Below are 12093 nucleotides of genomic sequence, written 5' to 3' on the forward strand. Positions count from 1 at the left end.
TTATAATTTTAGACAAACAGATTCGGCGTTAAGTGATATTTCAGAATACAAAGCCATCAAGCTACTCAACAAACTAAATAGGTTGAAATACCTGCAAAGAGAAACGTATCAATCTGCTATTTGAATTTACTTAATAATTATTTTTATCTTCAATCACATCTAAATGAGAGGTTTGCACGTATTTTAAATATAAGAAAGAACGTTATGAACAAACAATTTTGTAGAGTTGGTAAAATTAAACCCAACCTTGGTAAATCAATAAGCTTGAAAGAAGTAGAAAAAAGAATAGCAAATTTTGTAGACGATACTACTAAAACTCATTGTTCTGAAGATTTAAACGGAGCGTTTTAAAATAAGCAAACACCTTTGTAAGTCTCGAACCATACCAAGAAAACATCTCTCCATCAACTAATACAATAGTTGCATTGGGGTAAAAGTCTTGTAACTCCTTTTTATGCACTTCTTTAAAAGGAAAGGGTTCTGATGACAGTAAAACAACCTCTATATTTTTATTTGTAGAAAATTTAGAAATTTCAATTTCTGAATAACGTTCTTTTTTTGAATAGCTGTTTTCAAACTTATTTATCTTCAACAAATAATTAATAAACGTATTATTCCCAGCAATCATCCATGGGTTTTTCCAGATAAAATAAACGACTTTTAAAGTTGGTTTACTTTGAATAAACTCTTCAAAACCACTAAGCTCCTTTTTAATTTCATCTAATAGTGCTGAAGCCTCTTTTTTTCGATTAAAGATGTATCCATATTGCTCAATTAATTCTAAACTATCTTTGATATCATAAATATCCGAAACATGAACATTACAAATTGATTCACAAACTTCAACAATTTCTTTGGTGTTTTCTTCTTTATTGCAAAGAATGATATCTGGTTGAAGGGCTGTTATTTTATCAAGATGAATCTGTTTTGTACCACCAACCATTGGAACATTGGTTTTAATATGATGCGGATGCACACAGAATTTGGTTACACCAACTAAATAAGATCCCAAACCTAAATCACATAATAATTCAGTTTGACTAGGCACTAATGAAATAACGCGTGTTGGAGTTTCTTTTAGATAAATAATTCGATTAAGTTGGTCTTTGAAGTTTTGCATGTTATTGAGAATTACAATTAACTCAAAATAGCTTCCATCTCTTTTTGGAGTTCCTCAGATTTTTTAGCTGCAGCTTCAGCAAAATCAGTCTGATTTGATGCATAAATAATACCTCTTGAAGAATTAATCAATAATCCAACACTATCGTTCATTCCATATTTACATACCTCTTGTAAATTTCCGCCTTGAGCACCAACACCAGGAACTAGCAAGAAACTGTCTGGAATAATTTTTCTAATGTCTGCTAAATACTCCGCTTTTGTAGCACCAACAACATACATTAAATTCTCAGTGTTCTTCCAAGTTTTTGAGGTTTCTAATACTTGCTTATAAAGTTCCTTCCCATCTACCGTTTTTGTTTGAAAATCAAATGCGCCTTGATTAGAAGTTAACGCTAAAAGAATAGTGTGCTTATCTTCAAAAGCTAAAAATGGTTCTATGGAATCTTTACCCATATATGGTGCAACTGTTACAGAATCGAATGCTAAATCTTCAAAAAATGCTTTAGCGTACATGGTACTTGTATTACCAATATCCCCACGTTTTGCATCAGCAATAGTAAAAATTTCTGGATGCTTCTCGTTTAAGTAATGGATTGTTTTTTCCAAAGCTCGCCAACCCTTTATGCCGTATGCTTCATAAAATGCTGTATTAGGCTTGTAGGCTACACATAAATGATGCGTTGCATCAATTATAGCTTTATTAAAAGCGAAAATGGGATCGTTTTCTTTTAAAAGATGTTCTGGAATTTTATTTATATCCACATCTAATCCTATACATAAAAAGGATTTCTTCGTTTTAATTTGCTGAACTAATTGGCTCGTTGTCACCTAGCTTATTTTAAATTTGATCACTTCCAGCCTTCAACTTTTCAGTATTATCAGCTAATTGTAACTCATCTATGATTTTTTGAATATCACCATTTACAATGTTAGACAAGTCGTAAAGTGTTAATCCAATTCTATGATCTGTAACTCGTCCTTGCGAATAATTATACGTTCTAATTTTAGCACTCCTGTCTCCACTGGTCACCATGGTGCCGCGCAAAGCAGCATCTTCTTCTAACTTCTTAGCTAACTCTAAATCGTATAAACGTGAACGTAAAACTTTAAACGCTTTCTCTTTATTTTTATGCTGCGATTTTTGATCTTGACACTGTGCTACTAATCCTGTTGGAATATGTGTTAAACGCACAGCTGAATATGTTGTATTTACAGATTGACCTCCAGGACCTGACGAACAGAAAAAATCGATTCTTACCTCTTTAGGATTTATTTCCACATCAAACTCTTCAGCCTCAGGAAACACCATTACTGTTGCTGCACTGGTATGCACACGACCTTGAGTTTCTGTTTGAGGCACACGTTGTACACGATGTACACCTGCTTCAAACTTTAACGTTCCGTAAACATCATTACCAGTAACTTCAAACTGAATTTCTTTAAAACCACCATTAGTCCCTTCACTAAAATCGACCGTATCTACTTTCCAGCCTCTTCCTTCACAATATTTAGTGTACATTCTAAACAAATCGCCTGCAAAAATACTGGCTTCGTCTCCACCAGTTCCAGCTCTTAATTCTACTACTGCATTTTTAGAATCTGTAGGATCTTTAGGAATTAAAAGCACTTTTATCTCTTCTTCTAATTTGGGAATACTTTCTTTAGCTTCATCATATTGCATTTTAGCCATTTCGACCATTTCTGCATCACTACCGTCTGATATTATTTCTTCAGCTTCAGCTAAATTATTAGTAAGTTCTAAATAAATTTCTCGCTTATCCATAAGAATTCGCAAGTCTTTATACTCTCTATTTAGATCAACATAACGTTTCTGGTCTGTAATGATATCGGGTTGAATAATTAAATCACTAACCTCATCAAAACGCTGTTTTACTATTTGTAATTTCTCTAACATCTGCCTTTATTAATTGGAAACCAAAAATACGATAATTTATGTATTTTCAATGACTACAAACACTTGTAATAATTCATTTCTAAAAATATTATCACCCAAATGGCGTTATCATAAATACTGATGCAACAATTGTTTTCTATATTAGTTTTTTACAGACCCTTTATTATTTGGTCTTTAGCCATAAACATGCTGCTTTCATTTATAAAAATTGAAATCATTACTATTCTAATCGTTAAACTCTTACTTATTTTTTCTTTGTGGCATTTTTTAAATGAAACTCATGCAAAACGAAAACTTACTTTTTATAAAAACTTGGGTATTTCTACATTAAAGTTATTTTCTTTAGTGTTTGTTATTGATGCTGTTTTTTCAATCCCTTTCGTTATTCTCTTAAAAGAGTTTGTTTAAAAATCATTAAACTAAAAAAGGAAGCCAAACGACTTCCTCTTTTATTTATATAAATTTAATATTAACCGCACTTAGAAGAACCACAATCTTTGCAGGTTAAACATCCTTCTTGATAGATTAAATTTTCAGATTTACAATTATCACACGCTTGTCCTTTGGCTTTCGTACCATCAGCTACATAACGTTTTAAAGCTCTTACCACTCCATTTTTCCATGTATTAATAGATTCGCTATCTAGTTGCAAGCTATTAATTAAATCTACAATTTTATCAATTGGCATGCCGTGGCGCAACGTACTTGAAAATAATTTAGCGTAATTCCAAAACTCTGGATTAAACTTATGCGATAAGCCTTCAATGGTGGTTTTATAACCTCTTGTGTTCTTGTATTGAAAATCGTAACGAGAGCTACCATCTTCATTTCTGTTTTTTATGATTAATCCGTTATTTACCCAACGTGGGATCAAAATCCCATCTTCATCATCGGCTAAACCAGTAAAAACCTCATATGGCTTATCATCGATTAGACCAATAAACGCAATCCATTTTTCTTTATTATTTTGAAAACGAACCACATGAGCTTCCAAAACTTGTGGACGCTTTTTCGGAAAAGCTGTTAGCTTTCCATTGTCTGTATCTTCCTTTTTATCGTCATTGGCAATTAAAACACCAGAACGCGAACCATCTCTATATACTGTAACTCCTTTACAGCCTACTTCCCATGCTTTCATATATAAATCGCCAACCAAATCTTCTGTAACATCATTCGGTAAATTAATAGTTACACTGATTGAATGATCTACCCACTTTTGAATAGCACCTTGCATACATACTTTACTCAACCAATCCACATCGTTTGAGGTTGCTTTATAATACGGCGACTCTTTAATCAATTCGTCAATCTCCGCTTGTGAAAAGTTTTTTGAGCTATCAATACCATTTACTTCCATCCATTGTTTAAAACGATGATGAAACACAACATACTCTTCCCATGAATCCCCAAGTTCATCAACAAAATCTACACGCACATCATTATCATTCGGGTTTATTTTTCTTCTTCGCTTATAAACAGGCATAAATACAGGTTCAATACCAGATGTGGTTTGCGTCATTAAACTGGTCGTTCCTGTAGGAGCTATTGTTAATAAGGCTATATTACGTCTACCATATTCTAGCATTTCATAATATAATTGACTATCCGCTTCTTTTATCCTTTGGATAAACGGATTGTTCTTTTCACGTTCCGCATTGAAAATTGAAAACGCACCACGCTCTTTAGCTAAATGTACCGAAGATCGATATGCTTCAATGGCAATTGTTTTATGAACTTCTAAGGAAAACGCATTACCTGCTTCACTACCATATTGGATACCTAAAGCCGCCAACATATCTCCTTCTGCAGTTATTCCAACGCCTGTTCGCCTTCCTTCTTGAGCTTTTTGCTTTATGTTACACCATAAATTACGCTCGGTTAATTTCACTTCATCTACCTCCGGATCTTCGTCAATTTTCTTTAATATTTTATCGATCTTCTCAAGTTCTAAATCGATAATATCGTCCATAATACGTTGCGCCACAGCTACATGTTTTTTGAACAAATCGAAATTGAATTTAGCTTTTGGCGTAAACGGATTATCTACATAAGAAAATAAATTAATCGCTAGCAATCTGCACGAATCGTATGGGCATAATGGAATTTCGCCACATGGATTTGTAGACACGGTTTTATATCCTAAATCCGCATAACAATCTGGCACCGATTCATTTATAATAGTATCCCAAAATAAAATTCCTGGTTCAGCAGATTTCCAAGCATTATGTACAATTTTTTTCCATAAGGCATTCGCATCAATGGAATTAGACACTTTAGGGTTATCACTGAATATTGGATATTTTTGAGTGTAATTAGAACCGTCTTTAACAGCCTTCATAAAATTATCATCAATTCTAACCGATACATTGGCACCTGTCACTTTTCCTTGCTCTAATTTGGCATTAATAAAATCTTCTGCATCTGGATGATTAATGGACACTGAAAGCATTAGTGCTCCTCTTCTTCCATCTTGAGCAACCTCTCTTGTAGAATTAGAATAACGTTCCATAAAAGGTACAAGTCCTGTAGATGTTAATGCCGAATTTTTTACAGAAGAACCCTTTGGACGCACATGTGATAAATCATGACCTACACCTCCCCTGCGTTTCATAAGTTGCACTTGCTCTTGGTCTATTTTCATAATACCTCCATAAGAATCAGATTCTCCAGAGTTACCAATCACAAAACAATTTGATAATGAACCTATTTGAAACGGATTCCCAATTCCTGCCATTGGGCTTCCTTGAGGAACAATGTATTTAAAATCTTTAATTAGATTAAAAATTTCTTCTTCTGATAATGGATTTGTGTACTTGGTTTCAACTCTAGCAATTTCCTTAGCAATTCGCTTATGCATATCATTAGGAGTTAACTCATAAATATTTCCCTCAGAATCTTTAAGGGCATATTTGTTTAACCATACACGAGCGGCTAGATCATCATTTTTGAAGTATTTCAGAGAAGCATTAAAGGCGTCTTCTGAAGTGTAAGTTTTGGAAGATTTTTGGGCAAGTTTTGTATCCATTAGTAAAAGGGAGTTTTAAGTTTAATAGATTAATTAACAGTACGTAAATAAACTATAAATGTACAATTTAAAACATAATAAAAATCATAAAGTTTACACGTGAAACACGTTAAAATACTGATATTTATTGTTTTAATAATTTATCAACATAAAAAAGTTAACAAATTTTTAAATTAATGTTAAATTATATTTTTAGAAATCTACAGCAAAACCAACTCCTAGAAATTGCTTCCACTGCACTTTGGCCCCTGCCTCGTCAAACTCGCCTTCAATGCTTGTTGGTGTTTGTGTTTTTACATCATCGTCATAACGTAAATGAGAACCCAAAGTAGCCCTTACAAAAGAATTTACCTTAAAATCAAAATCTATCCTCCAATCCAAATCTAGATTTCCGAAGTTATTAATGTAATCTGAATAGAGACTGACTTGATTTTTTACATTAATATTTTCTGCTAATTCCATTTCGTAACTATTAGTAACTAAAATACCAAGTTCTTTTCTGAATCGTTCTCCTGGAACAATAACATTTCCGTCTGTGTCTAAAACTGCCGGACGAACTCCAAAAGAACCTGCGTTGGCAAGGTCTTCATCCAAAACAAACGTCGCTTTTAGTGTTAATGGGGAGAAGTAAAAGGAGAACTTATCTATATTCTTCCCATATTCCATACCACAACCTAAAAATAAATACCCTGGTGCGAGTAATCTAGAAATAGGCTCATCTTTATTTGGATAGTTATATCCATTTGTTAACTGAGTTCTAAAGTTAAGTCTTGCCGAATAAAACCAATTTGATAAACTATCGGGCTTGTAACCCATGTTAGAATTTATCTCAATTAAATCATCGGTTTTTCTAAGCTCTCTGGCTTCTTGCTTATTTACACCATAACGAACTTCTACATTGTTCTTCCAAACAAAAAACTTGTCTCTATAATCAAGCATAGATTTTAATCCCAATAAACCAGAAATAGAATTACTACCTCCAGAATTCCAATTGACAAAAGCAACCTCATTTAAATCAAATGATGCCTTATTTTTTTGAGCCCATTGAGGCCCCGTGTATTCTAGTTTTATCTCCTTTATGTAAAGTGAATCGGGTTGAGCGTTTGAAAATTGAAAACAAAGACAAACTAATAAAAACAGTAAATACTTCATGGTTGTGTTAGGTAATTTCAAAACTCAATCTTCATCAAAAACTCTTCACATTAAATGATAAAAGAAATAATTAATAGTTAAACTCTCCAAACTCTGATTTTATTGTTAGCTTTTTTGTTTTTGAAGCCTCTACTCTACCAATAATCTTAGCATCAACATTATAGGATTTTGAGATTTCTATAATATTTTCGGCTATTTCGGGAGACACATAAAGTTCCATTCTATGGCCACAGTTAAACACTTGGTACATTTCTTTCCAATCTGTTTTTGATTGTTCTTGTATTAATTTGAATAATGGCGGAATTGGAAACATATTGTCTTTTACAATATGAAACTCATCAACAAAATGAAGAATTTTTGTTTGAGCACCACCAGAGCAATGCACCATACCATGTATTCTGTCACTATTATATTTTGATAGTATATTTTTTATTATTGGTGCATAGGTCCGTGTTGGAGACAACACTAATTTACCAGCATCAATTGGAGAATTCTCAACGCTATCTGTTAATTTAACACTTCCAGAATACACTAATTCTTCTGGCACCGAAGCATCAAAACTTTCAGGATATTTTTTTGCTAGATATTTACTAAACACGTCATGACGTGCAGACGTTAGCCCATTACTTCCCATGCCTCCGTTATACTCTTTTTCATAAGTGGCCTGTCCGAAACTTTCCAAACCTACAATAACATCGCCAGCTTTAATATTTGCGTTATCTATAACTTCGCTTCGTTTCATTCGTGCTGTTACCGTAGAATCTACAATAATGGTTCTAACCAAATCTCCAACATCAGCAGTTTCTCCACCAGTAGAATGAATGGTTACACCAAAAGATTTTAGATCTTCTAGTAATTCTTCTGTTCCATTAATGATTACTGAAAGCACCTCACCAGTAATTAAGTTTTTATTTCTTCCTATGGTTGAAGACAACATAATATTGTCTGTTGCACCAACACATAACAAATCATCAATATTCATGATTAAAGCATCTTGAGCTATACCTTTCCAAACTGAAACATCTCCAGTTTCTTTCCAATACATATAGGCTAAAGATGACTTTGTTCCTGCACCATCTGCATGCATTATCAAACAATAATCTTCATCATTGGTTAAATAATCCGGAACTATTTTACAGAATGCTTTAGGAAATAAACCTTTATCTATATTCTTAATCGCATTGTGAACATCTTCTTTTGATGCTGAAACGCCGCGTTGTGCGTATCTTTTTGAAACTTCTTGACTCATAATATTGTATTCTTTTGCAAAAGTAATTTTTTGAACGAAAAAATCCTGCTTTTTTAAAGCAGGATTTTAGAAGTTTTAAACACTATCTCGTAAATAACATTTCTCTATATTTTGTTAATGGCCAGATTTCATCATCAACCAACAACTCTAATTTATCGCAATGGTAACGAATATCATCAAATAATGGTTTTACATTATTACAATAAGCGTGTGCTTTCTTTTCAATATCCTGTATATCGTTTGCCGCTTTTCGCGCGTTAATCATTTTTGTAACATTAGCATTAATTCCTGCAATATGGTTAGAAATCTCTTCGATTAAATTGATTTGCTCTTTTGAAACGCTATTGTACTTTTCTTCAAATATTTCTTTTAAACCTCGAACGTTCTCTACCAGAACATTTTGATATTTAACTGCGGTTGGTACAATATGATTACGAGCAATATCGCCTAATACTCTGCTTTCAATCTGAATATGCATGATGTAAGCTTCTACCTCAATTTCGTAACGCGCTTCGGTTTCAACTTTACTCATGACGTCCATTTCTTCAAACAATGCAATAGATTGCTTAGAAATTCTAGCTTTTAATGCTTCAGGAGTGGTTTTATTATTACTCAAACCTCTTCTTTTAGCTTCATTCTCCCATGATTCACCATAACCATTGCCTTCAAATAAAATATCTCTTGATGCTTTAATATATTCTCTTAATACGTTAAAAACAGCTTCGTCTTTCTTTAAATCCTTTTTAGCAATTAATATGTCAACTTCCTTTTTGAAATCTTTTAATTGTTTAGCCACTATGGTATTTAAAACCGTCATGGGGTTTCCACAATTAGCCGTTGAACCTACAGCTCTAAATTCAAATTTGTTACCAGTAAACGCAAAAGGAGATGTTCTATTTCTATCTGTATTATCTAATAAAACATCTGGTATTTTACCAACTACATTAAGTTTTAATTCCGTTTTTTCTTTTGGTGACAATTTCCCTTTTGTTACACCTTCTAACTCTTCTAACACTTTGGTTAATTGCTCACCAATAAACACCGAGATAATTGCCGGAGGCGCTTCGTTAGCCCCTAGTCTATGGTCATTACTTGCTGAAGCTATGGCTGCTCTTAAAAGGGCTTCATGTGTATTAACTGCTTTTATCGTGTTTATGAAAAATGTTAAAAATTGAAGGTTGCTCATTGGTGTTTTTCCGGGCGCTAATAAATTAACACCTGTATCTGTTGAAAGCGACCAGTTATTATGTTTACCAGAACCATTTACACCTGCAAAAGGCTTTTCATGAAATAAAACTTTAAAATTATGACGCGATGCTACGCGACCCATAATATCCATTAAAAGGGCATTATGGTCTACTGCTAAATTTGCTTCTTCGTATATAGGAGCTAACTCAAACTGATTTGGTGCGACTTCATTATGTCTTGTTTTTACAGGGATACCTAAAAGCATACATTCTGTTTCTAACTCGCGCATAAAGTTTAATGCTCTGTTGGGAATAGAACCAAAATAATGATCGTCTAACTGCTGACCCTTTGCTGAAGAATGCCCCAATAGTGTGCGTCCTGTTAAAGTAATATCTGGACGACTTGCCGCCATCATTTTATCAATTAAAAAATACTCCTGCTCCCAGCCTAACGAAGATGTTACTTTTTTTACATTTTTATCGAAATACTTACAGATGGCAGTAGCTGCATCGTCTACGGCATGAAGGGCCCTTAAAAGCGGCGTCTTATAATCTAAAGCCTCACCGGTATAAGCCACAAATATTGTTGGAATACAAAGCGTAGTGCCATAAATAAATGCAGGTGATGTTGGATCCCAAGCCGTGTAACCGCGAGCTTCAAAGGTGTTTCTAATACCTCCATGTGGAAAACTAGAAGCATCAGGTTCTTGCTGTACTAATTGGTTGCCACCAAATTTCTCAACGGCCATACCTTCTCCTATGGTTTCAAAAAAAGCGTCATGCTTTTCGGCAGTAGAACCCGTTAGTGGCTGAAACCAATGCGTATAATGTGTAACGCCTTTAGATAAAGCCCAATCTTTCATTGAAGACGCCACTTGATCCGCTATATTTCTATCTATCTTTTTTCCAAATTGAATGGCGTTCATAACACCAATAAAGGCATCTTTTGTTAAGTAATGGCGCATGGTGTTTTCATTAAACACATTTTTACCAAATAAATCAGAACGACGCTCAGTCTCTTCAACCAAAACCGGTTTGTATTTAAGAGATTCTTTTATAGCATGAAATCTTAGTGTTGACATTCTTTTATATATTAAAACGTTTAGTTAGTGTTTGGTCGTAAATACAGCAATATTAAATTTGTTTCTTATCGCGCCCTTTCCATTTATTTTTAACCGCTTGATACTAATGCATCAACTCATAGAAAGTAAATCAAAATGACATCAAAAATAATTCAAATTATAAAAATAGTCTGTTCACTACCAGACACTAAGTATAATTTGTTAAGCAAAAATAAGCAGGGCTGAATAATAAAACCATGAAACTGAAAAATTTTTTTAAGATTTTTTCAGTTTTTTCATAAAATAATAGTCTTTTTTTTAAATAAACCTTAAAAAAATAGGGTATAAATAAAAATAACTCACTCTTTCACTAAAACACCCCCTATAAATTTTAAGTAAAAGTATAAAAATATATATTTGTGATATTATTATCAATTTTTCAATTATAAAATATTCATTATGGCAAAAATTAAATTAGAATACCTTTGGTTAGATGGTTATACGCCTACTCAAAATTTGAGAAGTAAAACGAAGGTAGAAGAGCACGAAAACTTTCAAGGAACAATAGAAGAATTAGGATTGTGGTCTTTTGACGGTTCTTCTACACAACAAGCTTCAGGTGGATCATCTGATTGTATTTTAAAACCAGTTGCTATCTACCCAGATCCAAAGAGAATCAACGGTTATTTAGTTATGACCGAAGTAATGAATGCTGATGGAACTCCACATGCGTCTAACGCACGTGCAACAATTGAAGATGATGATAACGATTTCTGGTTTGGATTTGAGCAAGAATACTTTATTATGAATACGGATACTGAATTACCATTAGGATTCCCAAGAGGTGGCTACCCAGCTCCTCAAGGTATGTACTATTGTTCAGTTGGAGGAAGACATACTCATGGTCGTGATTTAGTTGAAGAGCATGCTGATTTATGTATCGAAGCTGGATTAAACTTTGAAGGTATTAACCAAGAAGTTGCATCTGGACAATGGGAATACCAATTATTCGCAAAAGGCGCTAAGAAAGCAGGAGATGAAATTTGGGTTTCTAGATATTTATTAGATCGTTTAACTGAAGGTCGTGGCATGTACATTGAGTACCACCCAAAACCATTAGGAGACACAGACTGGAATGGATCTGGAATGCACGCTAACTTTTCTAACACAATCTTAAGAACTTGTGGTTCTAAAGATAAATATATTGAAATCTGTGAAGCTTTCCGTCCAGTAATAAAAGAACACATCGCAGTTTATGGAGCTTTCAATGAGCAACGTTTAACTGGTTTACATGAGACTGCTTCAATCAACGATTTCTCTTGGGGAGTTTCAGATAGAGGAGCTTCAATTCGTATTCCAATTATTGTTGTAGAAAATGGCTA

General features: G+C 33.6%; 9 protein-coding genes. 2 read left to right on the top strand and 7 right to left on the bottom strand.

Annotated elements, in window-relative coordinates; genetic code table 11:
- A partial coding sequence (locus tag QZ260_RS04670; RefSeq protein WP_295983325.1) for a Lacal_2735 family protein occupies window positions 1-124 on the top strand: 124 nt, incomplete at its 5' end.
- Between the two features lie 186 nt (window positions 125-310).
- Here the strand turns inward: QZ260_RS04670 and QZ260_RS04675 are convergent.
- The 7 genes from QZ260_RS04675 to QZ260_RS04705 form a co-directional block, all read right to left on the bottom strand.
- The gene (locus QZ260_RS04675; RefSeq protein ID WP_295983306.1) at window positions 311-1120 is read right to left on the bottom strand and encodes a helical backbone metal receptor; all 810 of its coding nucleotides are present in this window, start codon (window positions 1118-1120) and stop codon (window positions 311-313) included.
- A 17-nt stretch (window positions 1121-1137) separates the two neighbouring features.
- Window positions 1138-1950: an orotidine-5'-phosphate decarboxylase gene (pyrF, locus tag QZ260_RS04680; protein ID WP_295983308.1), complete on the bottom strand. Its 813-nt coding sequence runs from the start codon at window positions 1948-1950 to the stop codon at window positions 1138-1140.
- 10 nt (window positions 1951-1960) lie between these two features.
- Window positions 1961-3037 carry a peptide chain release factor 1 gene (gene prfA / locus QZ260_RS04685; protein WP_295983312.1) on the bottom strand — a complete coding sequence of 359 codons (1077 nt, stop codon included), beginning with the start codon at window positions 3035-3037 and terminating at the stop codon, window positions 1961-1963.
- Between the two features lie 469 nt (window positions 3038-3506).
- Window positions 3507-6062 (bottom strand): adenosylcobalamin-dependent ribonucleoside-diphosphate reductase, encoded by a 2556-nt coding sequence (locus tag QZ260_RS04690; protein ID WP_295983314.1) that lies wholly within the window; start codon window positions 6060-6062, stop codon window positions 3507-3509.
- 192 nt (window positions 6063-6254) lie between these two features.
- Complete coding sequence (locus QZ260_RS04695) at window positions 6255-7214, bottom strand: DUF3078 domain-containing protein (RefSeq protein ID WP_295983316.1); 960 nt, start codon at window positions 7212-7214, stop codon at window positions 6255-6257.
- A gap of 70 nt (window positions 7215-7284) precedes the next feature.
- Window positions 7285-8463 carry an AIR synthase related protein gene (locus tag QZ260_RS04700; RefSeq protein ID WP_295983318.1) on the bottom strand — a complete coding sequence of 393 codons (1179 nt, stop codon included), beginning with the start codon at window positions 8461-8463 and terminating at the stop codon, window positions 7285-7287.
- Window positions 8464-8545: 82 nt separating this feature from the next.
- Window positions 8546-10732, bottom strand: coding sequence for a glutamine synthetase III (locus QZ260_RS04705; protein WP_295983321.1), 2187 nt, complete (start codon window positions 10730-10732; stop codon window positions 8546-8548).
- A 438-nt stretch (window positions 10733-11170) separates the two neighbouring features.
- Here QZ260_RS04705 and QZ260_RS04710 point away from each other — a divergent pair.
- Window positions 11171-12093, top strand: a 923-nt coding sequence (locus tag QZ260_RS04710) for a glutamine synthetase beta-grasp domain-containing protein (protein WP_295983323.1), incomplete at its 3' end; no start/stop codon positions are given.

Origin of the sequence: uncultured Algibacter sp., from assembly GCF_905480415.1 — a bacterium.
Taxonomy (GTDB): domain Bacteria; phylum Bacteroidota; class Bacteroidia; order Flavobacteriales; family Flavobacteriaceae; genus Algibacter_B.

Coding starts and splice junctions, on each gene's coding strand:
- QZ260_RS04675 (WP_295983306.1), bottom strand. CDS start 1,120: ATGCAAAACTTCAAAGACCAACTTAATCGAATTATTTATCTAAAAGAA.
- prfA (WP_295983312.1), bottom strand. CDS start 3,037: ATGTTAGAGAAATTACAAATAGTAAAACAGCGTTTTGATGAGGTTAGT.
- QZ260_RS04690 (WP_295983314.1), bottom strand. CDS start 6,062: ATGGATACAAAACTTGCCCAAAAATCTTCCAAAACTTACACTTCAGAA.
- QZ260_RS04695 (WP_295983316.1), bottom strand. CDS start 7,214: ATGAAGTATTTACTGTTTTTATTAGTTTGTCTTTGTTTTCAATTTTCA.
- QZ260_RS04700 (WP_295983318.1), bottom strand. CDS start 8,463: ATGAGTCAAGAAGTTTCAAAAAGATACGCACAACGCGGCGTTTCAGCA.
- QZ260_RS04705 (WP_295983321.1), bottom strand. CDS start 10,732: ATGTCAACACTAAGATTTCATGCTATAAAAGAATCTCTTAAATACAAA.